Raw genomic sequence first — 15,875 nt, 5'->3', positions numbered from 1 at the left:
CGAGACCAAAACACATGACTTCATCCACACCATTCGGCTTACATATAACCAAGAAGTTACACGCTCTTTTGAAGGTGTTTGCGTCGCTTTTTATAACCTTGCATTTTCAGGTAGTGGCAAATGAGATTGAGCAAAAAGATTCGCTGATAGTAGAAAAAAAGGTGTTTGAAATGCCACACTTCACGACATTTAGCGGCAAACAAATAAAAAATGTAAAAGTTGGCTGGGAGGCATATGGAACACCAAATGACACCAAAACTAACGTGATCCTTATAACGCATTATTTTTCTGGTTCTTCTCATGCAGCGGGGAAGTACGATGAAAGCGATCCAGCGCCAGGTTACTGGGATAGTATTATCGGCCCCGGCAAGGCGATTGATACAGACCGCTTTTATGTAATAAGCGTTGATACGCTGGCCAATTTAAACGCTTACGACCCCCACGTTATTACAACCGGCCCTACGTCAATAAATCCAGATACAGGTAAACCCTATGGCTTAGACTTTCCGGTCGTGACAATACGTGACTTTGTCAATGTTCAAAAAGCACTTCTCGAAAGCTTAGGTATTAGCAAACTGTATGCGGTTATTGGGCCTTCTATGGGCTCTATGCAGGCTATAGACTGGGCGAGCGCTTACTCAGACTGGGTTGAACGCATGATTTCAGTTATCGGCGCAGGTCAAAGCGATGCTTGGACTACCGCGGCATTAGAGCACTGGGCTACGCCGATTGTCCTCGACCAGAACTGGAACAACGGCACTTACACCAAAGCGCAAGCCCCCCTTGATGGCCTAGCTGCCTCACTTATGTTAATTACACAAAATGCCCTTACTCCTTCCTTTTTCAACCAAACCGGCAACACGTTAGGGTATCAAAATGTTGAGTCGGCGCCGCTTAATGATATACGTCAATCACACAGTATTGTGAACTGGCTGCGCGAGCGAGCAAAGGCTCGGGCCAAAACCATGGACGCCAACCACCTTTTGTATTTGGTTCGAGCCTGCCAGCTTTTTGTTGCTGGGCATCAAGGTACTCTTGAGCAAGGGCTGGCGTCGATAAAGGCGAAAACGCTGTTTATTCCAGCCCAAACTGATTTGCTTCTTATGCCCTACTTGTCGCAAAGTGCACACCAAGGTTTAACCTCAATGAACAAGGACAGCACATTAGTTACGCTAAATGGCCAATTGGGCCATTTGGAAGGCGTGACGAATGTATCCGCTCAAGCTAAGGCTATTCGCCAATTTTTAGAAAATGATAAGGCAGCAATGCAATGATAAAATCTACCTCCTTTTTACGCCACGCGCTTTGTCTGTCTGTATTAAGCGCACTTTCCGTTAGTGTAACGGCCTTCGGTGACGAGTCATCGGCGCAAGACGCCCTCCCTTCGCTCACCCTCGATTTAAAGAACGTTACCGTATCTGGCTTATCATCAGGCGGTTACATGGCAACACAATTTCATTTAGCACATAGCGACTGGGTAAAAGGCGTTGGCGTTATTGCTGGCGGCCCGTACTACTGTGCACAAGGTGATATAACCACTGCCCTTGCACAATGCGTGAGTAAGGTAGAGGGAGAAATTAACCTTGAAGCGCTAAATGAAAAAGCTAAACAGTATGAAACTGAAGGAAAAATTGCGTCGCTTTCCAATATGAAAGACGCAAAAGTCTGGCTTTTTCACGGTACGCAAGACACCAGAGTGATTGCACCCGTGAGCGATTTATTATTTGAGCAATACAAATTGTGGACAGACACACAAAATATTGCCTATATCAATGACAAACCAATGGCTCACCTTTTTCCCACCAAAAACAATGGGGTTAACTGCATGAAATCAGAAAGTCCCTTCATCGGGAACTGCGACTACGATGCAGCAGGTGCCATGCTCTCTCATCTTGTTGAAGATGTTTCGACACCCGACGAGTCACTATCAGGGCAAATTCATTCAATTGATCAACAAAAAATAGCCGGTAGCGATGCCAAAACATTAGCAAGCGAAGGTTTTGTGTATGTGCCTGAAAGCTGTGCACAAGGCGAGCCGTGCAGAGCCCATATTAGTTTCCACGGCTGTAACCAGTATGCCGATGCCGTTGGCGATGCCTACACTACCCAAACAGGGCTGAATGAATGGGCTGATGACAACCATATTGTTGTGCTATATCCGCAAACTAAGAAGTCGTTATTCATGCCGTTAAATCCACAAGGCTGTTGGGATTGGTGGGGCTATGCGGATAACAATTACGCTAACAGAGAGGGCACACAAATAAACGCAGTAAAACAGCTGCTGTTCTCATTAAATAAATCCAACGGAAGTAACAATGGCTAAGCGCACAATATTTATCACGGGTGGAGCAAGCGGCATTGGCTTTGGCATTGCCGAGTCAATGATGAAACACGGGCACCATGTGATCATCGCTGACATAAACGAACTGGCAGCAAAAGAAGCCGTGACCAAACTTGCACATTTAGACGGTTCGGCCAGCGCAGTGGCCGTAGATGTGTGCAACGCAAAACAAGTTGCGGCGCTACCTGACGTACTTGGAAAATACACCGTTGATGTGCTTATAAATAATGCAGGTATTCAGCACGTTTCACGTATAGAGGACTTTCCTGCAGATACGTGGCAGCAGCTTATAAATATCATGCTTGTTGGCCCTGCTCTGTTAACCCAAGCGTTTTTACCTGCCATGCGTAAGCAAAATTACGGGCGCATTATCAATGTAGGATCTATTCACTCGTTGGTAGCCTCGCCGTATAAGTCGGCTTATGTAGCAGCGAAGCACGGCCTGTTAGGGTTCGCAAAAACCATCGCCCTTGAAACAGGGGATTGCGATGTAACTATCAATACCCTTTGCCCTGCCTATGTGAAAACACCATTGGTGGAGAAACAAATTGCAGCGCAGGCAAAAGAGAATAACCTTACCGAGGAAGAGGTAATAACAAAAATAATGTTAGAGCCCATGCCTAAAAAGCAATTTGTGAGCGTTGAGGAACTTGCAGATACCGCAAGCTTCTTAATGTCGCCTAGTGCCCGTAATATAACAGGGCAAACCATGGTGCTTGATGGGGGCTGGACGGCAAGATAACCCGTGAGCTTTTTAACGCTTAGCTTTTTATACAATATTTCTTTTCACATAAAAAAGGCTGCAATAAGCAGCCTTTTTTCGTTTAATGTTTTCGCAAAAGCGTTATTCCCAAAGCGATACATAAATAGCAACCATTTCCTCAATGGTAGGTATACGCGGATTATTGCCAGGAGAGCCTGATGCCAAAGCCTGTTCTGCCATTGTTGATGTCAAAGCAAAAAATGCTTCCTTATCAATACCAAAATCGGCAGGCGTAGGCACCTGCAAATCGGCATTAAGCGCTTTTAGTTCGGTGATAAGCTTTTGGTTCGCCACTTCGTCCGAATCACTTTGCATAGCAACACCCATGGCGCGAGCACATTGTGCATATCGCACCGATGCGCTTGGAATAGAGAAAGCGGTAACCGCAGGCAATAACATGGCATTCGACAACCCATGAGGCACATGAAAGGCTGCCCCGATAGGCCTGCTCATTCCGTGAACAAGGGCCACTGAAGCATTTGAAAAGGCAATACCTGCGAGCGTTGAGCCCAACATCATCGACTCTCTTGCTGTTTCATTCGAAGGGTCTGCAAATACAGTGCGCAGATTCGGCGCAATTAACGCCATGGCTGATAACGCCTGTGCATCACTGTAAAGATTGGCTTTACGGCTAACAAACGCTTCAATAGCGTGAGTAAGCGCATCAATGCCTGTATCGGCTGTCACGCGGGCAGGCAAACTTTGCGTTAATGAATAATCGACTAAGGCTGCCGTTGGCATAAACCCAAGACCAACACACAACATTTTTTCTGTGGTGTCTTCGTCGGTGATAATGGTAAATCGGGTTGCTTCTGAGCCCGTTCCCGCCGTTGTGGGAATAGCAATGATCGGCAGTCCCGCTTCATCTACAACCCTCGGGAATTTGTAGTCTCGCATTTCGCCGCCGTATTTACCAAGTATGGCTATAGCCTTTGCGCTATCGATGGGGCTTCCACCACCTAAAGCAATAATGCTGTCATAAGCGTGGGCTTTGAAGGCATCCACGCCGCGATCAATAGAGCTCACCGTAGGCTCTGGCACCGTATCTAAAAATACATCGGCCCTTATTCCTGCCTCCTCCAACACTTGCACTATGGCTGCACTATATCCCAACTCAACCATTACCTTATCGGTCACAAGTAAAGGTTTATGGCAGTTGAGTCCTTTTAGCGTTTCAGCAACCCGCTGACTCGCCCCTCTCCCAATGTGCACCACTCTTGGCAGAATAATTTGATGAGACATGTTTCCCTCGCTGCGAATTCTTTTCATCAGCATACCTAGTACAGCACCCAAAGCAATGACAATGTAACAATAATGTTAACGTTTTTTGATTTGACCTTTTATGTAAATACGACCGTATTGTTTATTTTTGAAATTACATGTTTTAGACATTAGCGCTCTGGTATAAGTTGCAGGCAGGACAAAGCCTTTCAGTGGACGACAACTATGAAAAAACTCGGTATGATTTCGGTGCTTGTAGCAATTACCGCTATAGCGATATGGCAATGGCCGAAACCTGATGCGCCTTTACTTTCGTCAAACAGCGCCATGCCCGCCATGGAGAATTTACCCGACAATTTCTTTGATACTCAAGTTAACCCTGTACTAACGCAGCGCTGCGTTGTCTGCCACGCTTGTTACGATGCGCCATGCCAACTAAAGATGTCATCCCCAGAAGGCTTAGCCCGAGGTGCTAGCAAAGAAAAAGTGTATGAAGGTACGCGACTTACCGCTGCCCAGCCAAACAGGATGTTTCTCGACGCTCACGGCGTAGATGGATGGCGCGAACGAGGCTTTTTCGATGTATTGCCAACAAGAGAAGATAACAACAGTTTGCCAACACAATCGTCGGTGCTAGCGCAAATGCTTTTGCTAAAAAAACAGTACCCCTTACCCAATACCGCTCATTTAGGTGACAGTTTCGATGTAAGCTTAAGCCGACAAAACCAATGCCCAACCATAGATGAAATGGGCGAATATATCGCAGGTCAGCCTTTAGGAGGCATGCCCTACGCCCTGCCAGCGCTATCGGACGCTGAACATACTACACTCATTCAATGGTTAAACCATGGTGCTCCGCAACCTTCACCCAAAGCGCTTTCACGAGAACTGAATGAGAAAGCATCTGCCTTAGAAGCGTGGCTAAATGGCGATAGCAATAAAATGCAGCTTTCCGCACGTTATATTTACGAACACTTGTTTACGTCTCACCTTTATTTCGAAGATATTTCAGAAAAAGGTAAAACGCCTCAGTTTTTTAATCTCGTGCGCTCGCGTACCCCACCCGGACAAGCGTTAGATATCATCGCTACTCGCAGGCCCTTCGATGATCCTGAAGTCGAGCGCGTTTACTATCGTCTACAGCCCGTACATTCGACGATTGTGAGTAAAACACATCAAGCGTACGCTATTAACGAAGCACTAATGGATAAGTGGCAATCGTGGTTTGTCGATGCAGAGTTTTCTGTAGAAGCATTGCCTTCATACAAACCTGAAGTGGCAGCCAATCCACTAACGGCTTTTACTCTGTTGCCAGTAGAAAGTCGGTACAGGTTTATGCTTGAGCGCGCACAAAACACCATTATGGGATATATCAAGGGGCCAGTGTGCCGAGGCCAAGTAGCGCTCAACGTGATTAATGACCGATTCTGGGTTTTCTTTGTCGATCCAGACATTGCCACATCTGGCAAAGTGAACGCTTTCTACGCCTCTCAAAAAGAAAACCTTCACTTACCAGCTGAAAAAGATAGCTCAGCCCTTGCGGTAAACTGGGTTAAATATGCAAAGCGCCAAGGCGACTATATGCGCGCGAGAACAACCTTTTTAAATAGTGAATTTGAAGACGGAGCGCACCTCAATATATCAAGCATTTGGGATGGCGACGGCAGTAACACCAATGCAAGCTTAACCGTCTTCCGTCACTTCGATAATGCTACTGTCGTTAAAGGTATGGTGGGCAACCCACCTAAAACGGCATGGGTGATTGACTATGCTTTACTAGAGCGAATTCATTATTTACTCGTGGCGGGCTTTGATGTTTACGGCAACTATGGGCACCAATTAATGACCCGTTTGTATATGGATTTCTTACGTATGGAGGGTGAGTCGAACTTTCTTAATCTACTACCGCCTACCACCCGCCACACGCTTCTCAACGCTTGGTATCAAAAAGCTAGCCCAGAGCTGACGGATTACTTGGAAGGTGATATCAACAGTTACGAACAACCATCTGGCATAGCGTTCGAAACAGATAATCCTCAACAAGAACTTTATCAATTGTTATCGCAATACTTGGCTAAAGTTCAACCGAATGCCTCAACCTACAATAAACGTTTGCTATCAGCTGAACAGTTCGAAGCATTAAAGCGCTTAGATTCGCTTCCTGCTCAACAAGCGACCTTGATGCCAGAAACTACCATGATTGTGATACGAGATGACAAAGACCCAGACAATATTGATGTATTCACTGCCCTTCGAAATAGCGCGCATTACAATGTAAATAGCCTGTTTGAAGAGGAGGAAAACCGAGAGCCTTCTAAAGATTCAATCACGCTGGTACATGGTGTGTTAGGTAGTTACCCTGACGCGTTTTGGTATATCAATGCGTCGGAAGTAACGTCGTCTGTTGAGGCGCTAAAGTTAATTAAAAGCGAAACCGAATACAAAGCTCTGCTCGACGATGTAGGCATGCGCAGAACCAACCCTGACTTTTGGGCCTTCAGTGATAAATTAATGCAATGGTCTAGCGAACGCTATCCTATTGAAGGCGGTCTTCTCGACTATAATCGGTTAGAAGATCGCTAAACCTCCATCTTAACAGCGTTTTACGCTTTTCTTTTGCAAAATACCTGTGCTAATGTCCAATCATTGGAAATGAGAGGACATTAGCATTCCATGCCCTATCAAACCGTTGCTTTAATTGGAAAACCTCAGCACGCTGCCACTCATGACAGCTTGAACATTCTTGCCGATTATTTACTAGCGAAAGGCTGTAAGTTATTGGTTGAGGAAAGTATTGCTGAAGAGCTTGAAACCGAAAATTTTAAAAGCTGTAACCTTGTCACTATTGGAAAAGAGGCCGATCTTGCCGTGGTAGTAGGTGGAGACGGCAGCATGCTTGGCGCAGCTCGTGTGCTTGCACGTTTTGACATTCACGTAGTCGGCGTAAACCGCGGTAATCTCGGCTTTTTAACAGATATCCACCCTGATGATATTGTTCAACAACTTGATCTTATCTTTAACGGTGAATGCGTGGTGGAAGAACGCTTCTTACTTGAGGTAGAGGTTTATCGACATGAAAAGCTTAAAAGCAACAACTCTGCCGTAAACGAAGTGGTGCTGCACCACGGCAAAGTTGCCCATATGATGGAATTTGAAATTTACATTGATGAGCAATTTGTATTTAGTCAGCGTAGCGACGGATTAATAGTAGCTACACCAACGGGGTCAACCGCTTACTCTCTATCAGCGGGCGGCCCCATTATAATGCCAAAGCTAGATGCACTTACGTTAGTCCCCATGTTTCCCCATACCCTTAGCAGCCGACCTATCGTTGTTGATGCTGACAGTCAGGTATCGATGAAAGTATCGAAGGTTAACAGTGACTCGCTACAAGTGAGCTGTGATAGCCACATCGTTCTACCCGTGTTACCCGGCGATGAAATACGTATTAATAAGAGCGCAGACAAACTTCACCTTGTTCATCCCAAGGGCTACAGCTACTTCAACGTTCTTCGTAAAAAGTTAGGTTGGGGCAGTAAACTTTACTGAGCCCCCCTGCTCTATTTTATTTGTCCCACGTGCATTTATTACATAAGTCTGTAGCATTTTCTTGGTTGCTACAGGCTTGAAAAATAAAGATTTTTTAATTTTATAAGATTTCCTTAGCGAAAACCTGTAGTTATAGCAATTTCATATTGCGGCATATCTGTTGCAACTATTGAAGTAAGCCGTCGGCACATGGTCAGTGACGCGCTGACCTTATGAGTAATGAATACCGTGCTGACTTGTTTGCATTCAATAGGAGATATCATGAGTAACACCAATATCAAATTTACAGCCCCAGGAATGGATAACGATGCAGCTGCCAAAACAATCAAGGTATTGGATCAGCGATTGGTTGCACTATTAGATTTACAGTTAACGTTGAAGCACATTCACTGGAACGTAGTAGGACCAAACTTCATCGGTGTGCATGAGATGTTGGATCCGCAGGTAGATGCGGTACGCGAAATGACCGACACAATTGCAGAGCGAATTGCTACATTAGGTGGCGTACCGAAAGGTACACCAAAAGCCATTGTTGAAGGCCGCAGCTGGAACGATTATGAATTGGGTAAAGGTTTAGTACTTGACCACCTTAAGGCGCTCGATGCCGTATACGACGGTGTAAATGGTGACCATAGAAAAGCATTAGAGCTTTTAGGTGAAATTGACCCAGTATCGGAAGATATGATCACCGGTCAACTTGCTGACTTAGAACAGTTCCAGTGGTTTGTGCGCGCACACATTGAGTCTGGCAGCGGTGAGTTGCAACAGTAATAGGTTAACACCGAAATTCAAAGCTGTTATGTATACTATCTACAATAGATTACAGTTATTATATGAAGGAGAGCTTGTGCTCTCCTTTTTGACGTTTACTTGAGTGAAAAGCACAGCAGCAAACTGCTTGGCGCATTCAAAATATCTCACGCTACAACAATAGAATACTTCAGTACTCCGCTACTGTACTTAACTTACGCCTTGTAAAGCGTCCTGTAAATTCTTCCTCTACTGTGACGCTAGTTATAGGTTACTCATAACCCATCTTCGTAAAAAAGAATATATGCAATTGATATTATTGGCTTTATTTTTATTTCCGTCGATTCTTGCGTAAATATTTTGCGACTTAACTTTACACCACCAAAATACTGTATATATTATCAGTTACTGTATATATCATCATGTTCAACTTTTTCGAGTGTGGTTATGTTAGCGCATCTTTCTATTTCTAATTTTGCTGTTGTAAAACAATTATCAGTTCAACTGGAAAACGGGTTGACTGCTATAACCGGTGAAACCGGTGCAGGTAAATCTATTGCCATTGATGCTTTAAGTTTGTGCTTAGGCGAGCGCGCTGATGCAAATGCGGTGCGTAAAGGGAGCGCGAAAGCCGAAATAATTGCTCACTTCTCTTTAAGCGGAAATGCATTAGCTAAAGCCTTTCTCGACGAGCATGAGCTTACCTCAGACGAAGACGAAAATAGCTGCTTTGTTCGTAGAGTTATCTCGAAGGAAGGCCGTTCAAAAGCTTTCATCAACGGCATTCCAGCTTCGCTTCAGCAGCTGAAGGGTTTAGGTCAATTTTTATTAGCCATTCACGGTCAAAATACTCACCTGCAACTGTTAAAAGAGGACCATCAAAGGGAATTAGTTGATGGATACGCAAAGCACGATGAACTGTTAACGCAAGTTAAAGAAACCTATGCTATTTGGCACGACAAGCAGCGAACGTTGAAAGCGCTTCAAGAGCAAGCCCAACAGCGTGAAGACAGAATTCAATTGTTAACTTACCAAGTGCAAGAGCTCGATGAATTTGCCATTGAAGAGGGTGAATTTGAAGAGTTAGAAATAGAGCACAAGCGCCTAAGCAATGGCCAGAGCCTTTTAGAGCACGCCCAGACCAGCGTGTATAATTTGTATGAAAGCGATGAGGGCAACGCATTGTCGGTGATCCAAAGCAGCATTGAGCGTTTAGGCGAATTAGAAGCTCATGACGCAAGTCTTACGCCAATCATTGCCATGCTTAATGATGCGGCAATTCAGGTAGAAGAAGCGGCAGGAGAGCTACGTAGCTACTGCGATCACCTTGAAATCGATCCTCTTCGCTTACAACAAGTTGAGGCGCGCTATGGCAAAGCAATGGAACTTGCCCGAAAACACACCGTAATGCCTGAAGGTCTCTATCAGCATCACCAAGAATTGTCCGCTGAATTCGATGCTTTGTCAGATCAGGAAACACTGTTAGGCACGCTTGAAGGGGAAGTCGAAAATGCTCGGGCAGCTTACCTAACAGCAACTAGAGGCCTTTCAGAGAGCAGGAAACGGGCTGCGGATAAGTTAAGTGCCGACATTGAAGTTCAAATTCGCCAGATGAATATGCCGCACGCAAGCGTGGACATAAAGATTCAGTACGACGAACTCAAAAAACCCGTAAGCACAGGACTAGATGCCATTGAATTTAGGGTGTCGACTAACCCTGGTCAAGACGCAGATAAGCTAGAAAGAGTGGTATCAGGTGGTGAACTATCTCGTATCGGTTTGGCTATACAAGTTATTGCAAGCGACAATCACGCAACACCGACGATGATTTTTGATGAAGTGGATACAGGAATTAGTGGCCCTACTGCATCAATTGTTGGTGGGCTCCTTCGGAAATTAGGCAAACAATCGCAAGTTATGTGTGTAACTCATCTACCACAAGTAGCGGCGCAGGCGCATAACCAATTATTTGTTACCAAAATCACAGATGGAGAAAGTACAGAAACACAGATGCTTGCATTGACTAAGCAAGACAGAATTGACGAGCTGGCAAGGCTACTGGCTGGCGACAAAATAACCAAATCTGCCTTAGCTAATGCGAAAGAACTGCTTAAAAGCGCAGCATCGAACTAAAATGCAGTTGATTGGTCCTAGTTGTCAATGTAGCATGCCTTCGCGCTTGCAATAAAACAGTCTCGAAATTCGCACTATCGACATTCGTAGGCACTAACAAAGGCAATACTGGACAAATTAACGCATGAAGTTGCAACACTTATTAGTAATTCTTGGTATCACACTTACATCAACTGCTTGCTCGAATTGGATTTATCGAATCGATGTTCCGCAAGGTAACTTTCTAGATCAACGCGACGTTGAAAAGCTTCGTGTTGGGATGACGAAAGAGCAAGTTATCTATGTTTTGGGGAACCCAGTAGTTCAAGATTCATTTGATAATGACACGTGGTACTACGTTTACGATATGAAGCGCGGTATGAAAAAGCGCGGCGAAGACTTTCAGAAGCAAATGATAATCAACTTCGTAGACGACAAAGTAACGACGGTTGAAGGTGACTTCGAATTATCTGAAGACTTCAATACGCCAATCGATAACTAGTAGCAGAGAAAAGGTAGCAAGCTCAGGCTACCTTTTTTGTATCTATAGCTTTTACTAAAACACTTATTTTTCGAAGCTTTTTACTTATTGTAGAGGTCTAAATGGAGCATAGTTTTTGGCATAGTAAATGGCAAAAAAATGAAATTGGATTTCATGAACCTGCTGGAAATACGCTGCTGATGAAGTATGCGTCTTCTCTGCTTAGCCACAATTGCGCAAGCTCATCGTTAACGCGTGTTTTCGTTCCGCTGTGTGGGAAAACCCGTGATATAAGTTGGCTACTCTCGCAAGGTTGCGAAGTCGTCGGTGCTGAACTTAGTGAAATTGCGATTATACAGCTATTTGAAGAGCTAGGTGTCACTCCTACTGTTACTACCTCTGCCAATGGTAAAGTTTATACAAAAGACGGTTTAACCGTTTACGTTGGTGATATTTTTAAACTAACGTCTAGCGATGTCGGCGACGTTTCGGGTGTTTACGATAGAGCCGCATTAGTAGCGTTACCCGCCCCGCTTCGCGAAAAATACGCGGCTCACCTTATGGCTATCACGAAATGTGCGCCGCAGCTTATTATTTCTTTTGAATATGACCAGAACGAAATGGCGGGCCCGCCTTTTAGTGTGAATGAAAAAACCGTAGATGATCTTTACTCAGCGGCTTACAACATTAAAAGGCTTGAGCGCTCTACACTTGAAGGCGGGTTAAAAGGCAAAGTAGATGCTGACAATTTGGTCTTTGCGCTTACGGCGAAATAGACATTTTGCTGATGCTTGCTGCAAACAAACATCGTTAAAGAAGGTGTTCAAGTTACAACCTTAATTCACAAAGTACCTCTCAAGCAACTCGGTAAAGCAGTGCGTTACATATCGATTAGAGGCCAAGCAGCGCCTCTACGCCAAACAACAACGCACCTATTAGTCCACCTACAATTGTGCCATTAATTCGTACTTTTTGAAGGTCGCGACCGATATTTAATTCCACCTGCTCAGCCATTTCGCGTTCATCCCAGCTATTTATGGTGTCGCGTATGTGACGGGTTAGAAACTCAGCCAATTCAGGTGCCATATATTTAGCTGCTTCGCCTATGTGTTTGTTGAACGCCATGGCTAATTCACTGTCTTGGGTCAACGTAGTGCCCAAATCTTTTAGAAGGCCCGACACCTTTGATTCTGCTTTACCATTTTGTTCTTCAAGGGATTTTAAGAGCCATTGATGAAAGTTAGACCAGGATTGCTGAACATACGCGTTTAGCGCTGGGTCATTAGTGATTTTTTCTCGATAGCTGTTAACTTTTTTCTCCATTAACGGGCTATGTTGTAACTCATATAGGAACTCATGCACTTGCTCGTCAAATGCGTGGCGTATGGGGTGATGCTCATCTTCGTATATGTCGTCTAAAATACTCGAAACCGCTTTAACAGCAATCAGTGCACCCTGCTCACTTAGCCAGCTAGAAGGAAGTAACTTTTCAATTCTACTGTATTCGGTTTTCAGCCAGACCACTAACGTATCTGCTATGTAAATTTGGGTTTCTGGCTCTGCGAGCAGTTTTGCTAGTTTCCCTAATACCCTATCAAGTACGACCTGGTGCTGACGCTCCTTTGTTACAGCGCCTAACGAAGTAGCCATTAATTGCCTAAGATCGAGTTGGTTAATGCCCTTTTGGGCGGTTTTAGCGATAAATGCTTTTACCGGTTTATCATCAAGCACGCGCAGAACACCTGCAAAAGCATCACATAAAAAGCGGCTTAAACGGGTAGCGTTTTTGTCCTGTGACAACCACCTTCCAGCGCCCTTAGCAGGGTCGCTATCCCGAATTAGCTTCTCTATTGCCTCGGGGTGAAAGAACTTCTCTTTAACGAACAATGACAAGTTATTAGCAATAACGGATTTGTTGCTAGCCACGATATTGGTGTGAGGAATAGGGTACTGCGCAGGAATGGGCTTAAATAAGGCCGTCACAGCAAACCAGTCAGCAAGACCACCAATAAGGGCAGCTTCACTCGCCATCTTAATAAGCCCTAACCACCACACACCTTGCAAACCCGTATAAAATTTGGGGAGTAATACGGTTAAGACGAATACACTTGCGGCAACAATCAAACAGGCCAATGCGAGCCTTTTAGCCTTATTTAACTGCGTGTACTTTTCCTGCATAACTGCTCCGTTTAAATTACTCGTCTACCGTACTGGTCTATAAGTGATGTGCCGTCTTCTTTAGCAAAAGGGCCTTGTGGCCATATAGGTAAAATATCCAGTACTACCTCACTTGGGCGGCATAGCTTTACTGTTTCTTTAAGGTTATTAGAAACCGTCTTTCCCTTCTTGAGCTGTTCGGTCAAAGAAGCTGAGTGTTCATATTCATCTTGAGGAATGCAAACAATAGGCCTATTCACTAATATTGGATGTTTTAGCATCATCTCAAAAATGGTTTCGTTACTCACAGCCTCATCAAGTAACCCCAATTCAGCAGCAGGTGACTTGGATGTGCGAAGCGCCTGTCGAGGGCTAAGGTTAGCTGCATTTAATAAATAAGTGAGTTGTTCACGTTCCCACCCAACATGTAAATACTCGATAACTTGCACTTCATACCCAGCAGCCTTGATCACCGCCAGTACATTTCTGGACGTACCGCACTCCGGATTGTGATAAATCTTTATCATCGTCACCTATCCTCACTAAAAAGGTAAAAATTACAAATACCCACATACTAGTTTAACTCGAGTAACTCGAGGACAGACACTCAAGTAAACTCGAGGACAGACACTCACACTAATTAAATAAACTCGAGGACAGACACTCACACTAATTAAAAACTTACCTGAAATCGCTGGATTGAAATCGCTGTGAAATCGCTGGACACACACTTAAAATAAAGGTGCTTGTGACTAAAAGGCGTCTATTAAGGTTGAGTGTGTGTCCACTTCAGTCCTTTGGTCCATTGATGCAATGTGGTCAATTTAGCCACCCATTGGCAGATGCAACTATAAAATTAATCATCACGCCATCAAGCTTTTTACTCTCGCCCACAAAAAACACTAACCCATTGTTTTTATTAATTTTTAGAGAATGGCATGATAAATGATAATGACTTTACACATGCACATTATTATTTGTGTTCAGTAACAACGCAATTTATGCGTGTAATTTAAAAAATTTAAGAACAGTCAAGGATATAAAAAATATGAAAAAGTCTTTTATTGCTAGTGCAGCCATGTTGCTTACAGCCTCTCTACTTACTGGCTGCGTTATCCATGTCGGCAACGCCAGTGCATTAGAAGGGAGCAGCTTTAGCTCTATTCTGGGCAATATTGACATAGCAGAAGGGAAGCATGCGGGAGATATATCTTCTGTTAACGGTAATGTGGAAATTGGCGATAATGGCGGTGCCGATGAAGTCAGCATTGTTAATGGTAATCTTGAGATGGGCAACCATGTGTCTGTCCGAAATATTGATATTGTAAACGGCGATGTTAGCGCAGCTTCATACCTAAATGTGCTTAATGGCATAGAAACAGTAAATGGAAATGTTACGCTTCCCACACAAAGTATAATTGGCGGTAGTGTTGAAACCGTAAATGGTGACATAACCGGCGTTGACACAACCATAAAACAACATATTGAAACGTTAAACGGCGATATTACTTTATCAGGTTCATCCCATGTTTTAGGCGATATCATTTATAACGAGACTGAAAAATCATGGGGAAACACGTCAGATAGTAAACCGACGCTGTCAATTAGTGCTTCGGTCATTGTAGATGGCAACATCATTTTGAAGCGCCCTGTCAATCTGGACCTTGAAAACGATGCATTAAAGCAAAAAGTCGTTGTAAGTTATACTGGTGCACAGTAACGTACTGGCTCGAATATCAAAGCCTAACGTTTCAAAATGACATGACTGAACAAGAAAAGATGCTTGCTGGCGATTTATATTTTCCGTCAGATAAAACATTAACGGCATTGCGCAAGCAGTGCCGAATTCAAGTAGACGAGCTCAATGCGACCTGCCAAAGCGACCACAAAAAGCGTACTAGGTTACTAAAACAGCTGTTTGGTAGTACTGGGAAAAGGCTTTACATCGAGTCTTCATTCAAATGTGATTATGGCGAAAATATCCATGTAGGCGAAAATTTCTTCGCTAATTTCAATTGTGTCATTCTAGATGCAGCGAAGGTGACAATAGGTGATAACTGCATGATTGCGCCTCAAGTCGGTTTGTACACCGCTACGCACCCGCTAGATCCCATACAAAGGGCAACCGGCATCGAGTTCGCCAAACCCATTACGATTGGCGACAACTGCTGGATTGGTGGCATGGCGGTCATAAACCCTGGCGTGACATTGGGAGACAATGTGGTTGTGGCCTCTGGCGCGGTGGTAACTAAGTCTTTTGGAAACAATGTGGTTATAGGTGGGAATCCCGCCAAGATAATAAAAGAAATAGAGCAAACCGAACAGCGCATGTGACGCTTCATCACTATCACTCTCTAAGCATATGTGTTCATATGAGACCCCTGCTATTCTCGTCTATCAATTTTACTATAGCGCGTATAGCCCAGAAGATAAGTTTAAACCATTTCCAAAGGCCGCCAGTAGAATATTTAGGCGGCCTAATTAAATTGACATAATACACA

At 44.2% G+C, this 15,875-nt stretch carries 14 protein-coding genes; 11 read left to right on the top strand and 3 right to left on the bottom strand.

The window, feature by feature from the left end:
* Nucleotides 1-14 precede the first annotated feature (14 nt).
* Genes BK026_RS02025 through BK026_RS02015 form a run of 3 tightly spaced genes read left to right on the top strand, consistent with a single transcriptional unit; the run spans nucleotide 15 to nucleotide 3,083 of the window.
* Complete coding sequence (locus BK026_RS02025) at nucleotides 15-1,274, top strand: homoserine O-acetyltransferase (RefSeq protein ID WP_071814316.1); 1,260 nt, start codon at nucleotides 15-17, stop codon at nucleotides 1,272-1,274.
* Nucleotides 1,271-2,323: a prolyl oligopeptidase family serine peptidase gene (locus BK026_RS02020; protein ID WP_071814315.1), complete on the top strand. Its 1,053-nt coding sequence runs from the start codon at nucleotides 1,271-1,273 to the stop codon at nucleotides 2,321-2,323. Before BK026_RS02025 ends, BK026_RS02020 begins: the two co-directional genes overlap by 4 nt.
* Nucleotides 2,316-3,083, top strand: coding sequence for a 3-hydroxybutyrate dehydrogenase (locus BK026_RS02015; RefSeq protein WP_071814314.1), 768 nt, complete (start codon nucleotides 2,316-2,318; stop codon nucleotides 3,081-3,083). Before BK026_RS02020 ends, BK026_RS02015 begins: the two co-directional genes overlap by 8 nt.
* 102 nt (nucleotides 3,084-3,185) lie before the next feature.
* On the opposite strand, the gene BK026_RS02010 is transcribed toward BK026_RS02015, so the two are convergent.
* Nucleotides 3,186-4,373, bottom strand: coding sequence for an iron-containing alcohol dehydrogenase (locus tag BK026_RS02010; protein ID WP_256253609.1), 1,188 nt, complete (start codon nucleotides 4,371-4,373; stop codon nucleotides 3,186-3,188).
* 192 nt (nucleotides 4,374-4,565) lie between these two features.
* On the opposite strand from BK026_RS02010, the gene BK026_RS02005 reads away from it, so the two are divergent.
* From BK026_RS02005 to tmpT, 6 genes are all read left to right on the top strand, one after another.
* Entirely contained in the window at nucleotides 4,566-6,908 is a 2,343-nt protein-coding gene (locus BK026_RS02005) for a fatty acid cis/trans isomerase (RefSeq protein ID WP_071817443.1), read from the top strand.
* Between the two features lie 90 nt (nucleotides 6,909-6,998).
* Nucleotides 6,999-7,874 carry an NAD(+) kinase gene (nadK, locus tag BK026_RS02000; protein ID WP_071814313.1) on the top strand — a complete coding sequence of 292 codons (876 nt, stop codon included), beginning with the start codon at nucleotides 6,999-7,001 and terminating at the stop codon, nucleotides 7,872-7,874.
* Nucleotides 7,875-8,135: 261 nt separating this feature from the next.
* Nucleotides 8,136-8,645, top strand: a complete 510-nt coding sequence (gene dps, locus BK026_RS01995; RefSeq protein WP_014976104.1) for a DNA starvation/stationary phase protection protein Dps — start codon at nucleotides 8,136-8,138, stop codon at nucleotides 8,643-8,645.
* Nucleotides 8,646-9,071: 426 nt separating this feature from the next.
* A complete protein-coding gene (recN, locus tag BK026_RS01990; protein ID WP_071814312.1) occupies nucleotides 9,072-10,757 on the top strand; it encodes a DNA repair protein RecN in 1,686 nt (561 codons plus the stop codon).
* Between the two features lie 124 nt (nucleotides 10,758-10,881).
* Nucleotides 10,882-11,238, top strand: a complete 357-nt coding sequence (locus tag BK026_RS01985; RefSeq protein ID WP_071814311.1) for an outer membrane protein assembly factor BamE — start codon at nucleotides 10,882-10,884, stop codon at nucleotides 11,236-11,238.
* Nucleotides 11,239-11,339: 101 nt separating this feature from the next.
* Nucleotides 11,340-11,993, top strand: a complete 654-nt coding sequence (gene tmpT, locus BK026_RS01980; protein WP_071814310.1) for a thiopurine S-methyltransferase — start codon at nucleotides 11,340-11,342, stop codon at nucleotides 11,991-11,993.
* Nucleotides 11,994-12,108: 115 nt separating this feature from the next.
* On the opposite strand, the gene BK026_RS01975 is transcribed toward tmpT, so the two are convergent.
* A complete protein-coding gene (locus tag BK026_RS01975; protein WP_071814309.1) occupies nucleotides 12,109-13,395 on the bottom strand; it encodes a DUF445 domain-containing protein in 1,287 nt (428 codons plus the stop codon).
* 11 nt (nucleotides 13,396-13,406) lie between these two features.
* A complete protein-coding gene (locus tag BK026_RS01970; RefSeq protein ID WP_071814308.1) occupies nucleotides 13,407-13,901 on the bottom strand; it encodes an arsenate reductase family protein in 495 nt (164 codons plus the stop codon).
* Between the two features lie 521 nt (nucleotides 13,902-14,422).
* Here BK026_RS01970 and BK026_RS01965 point away from each other — a divergent pair.
* Both BK026_RS01965 and BK026_RS01960 read left to right on the top strand, forming a co-directional pair.
* On the top strand, nucleotides 14,423-15,094 hold the full coding sequence (locus BK026_RS01965) for a hypothetical protein (RefSeq protein WP_071814307.1): 672 nt from the start codon (nucleotides 14,423-14,425) through the stop codon (nucleotides 15,092-15,094).
* A gap of 41 nt (nucleotides 15,095-15,135) precedes the next feature.
* Nucleotides 15,136-15,708: a sugar O-acetyltransferase gene (locus tag BK026_RS01960; protein ID WP_071814306.1), complete on the top strand. Its 573-nt coding sequence runs from the start codon at nucleotides 15,136-15,138 to the stop codon at nucleotides 15,706-15,708.
* Nucleotides 15,709-15,875 lie beyond the last annotated feature (167 nt).

This window comes from Alteromonas sp. V450, from assembly GCF_001885075.1.
Lineage (GTDB): Bacteria > Pseudomonadota > Gammaproteobacteria > Enterobacterales > Alteromonadaceae > Alteromonas.
The sequence above is the reverse complement of the archived record's forward strand: the minus strand, read 5'-3'. Positions and strand labels throughout refer to the sequence as shown.

Coding starts and splice junctions, on each gene's coding strand:
- BK026_RS02025 (WP_071814316.1), top strand. CDS start 15: ATGACTTCATCCACACCATTCGGCTTACATATAACCAAGAAGTTACAC.
- BK026_RS02020 (WP_071814315.1), top strand. CDS start 1,271: ATGATAAAATCTACCTCCTTTTTACGCCACGCGCTTTGTCTGTCTGTA.
- BK026_RS02015 (WP_071814314.1), top strand. CDS start 2,316: ATGGCTAAGCGCACAATATTTATCACGGGTGGAGCAAGCGGCATTGGC.
- BK026_RS02010 (WP_256253609.1), bottom strand. CDS start 4,373: ATGAAAAGAATTCGCAGCGAGGGAAACATGTCTCATCAAATTATTCTG.
- BK026_RS02005 (WP_071817443.1), top strand. CDS start 4,566: ATGATTTCGGTGCTTGTAGCAATTACCGCTATAGCGATATGGCAATGG.
- nadK (WP_071814313.1), top strand. CDS start 6,999: ATGCCCTATCAAACCGTTGCTTTAATTGGAAAACCTCAGCACGCTGCC.
- dps (WP_014976104.1), top strand. CDS start 8,136: ATGAGTAACACCAATATCAAATTTACAGCCCCAGGAATGGATAACGAT.
- recN (WP_071814312.1), top strand. CDS start 9,072: ATGTTAGCGCATCTTTCTATTTCTAATTTTGCTGTTGTAAAACAATTA.
- BK026_RS01985 (WP_071814311.1), top strand. CDS start 10,882: ATGAAGTTGCAACACTTATTAGTAATTCTTGGTATCACACTTACATCA.
- tmpT (WP_071814310.1), top strand. CDS start 11,340: ATGGAGCATAGTTTTTGGCATAGTAAATGGCAAAAAAATGAAATTGGA.
- BK026_RS01975 (WP_071814309.1), bottom strand. CDS start 13,395: ATGCAGGAAAAGTACACGCAGTTAAATAAGGCTAAAAGGCTCGCATTG.
- BK026_RS01970 (WP_071814308.1), bottom strand. CDS start 13,901: ATGATAAAGATTTATCACAATCCGGAGTGCGGTACGTCCAGAAATGTA.
- BK026_RS01965 (WP_071814307.1), top strand. CDS start 14,423: ATGAAAAAGTCTTTTATTGCTAGTGCAGCCATGTTGCTTACAGCCTCT.
- BK026_RS01960 (WP_071814306.1), top strand. CDS start 15,136: ATGACTGAACAAGAAAAGATGCTTGCTGGCGATTTATATTTTCCGTCA.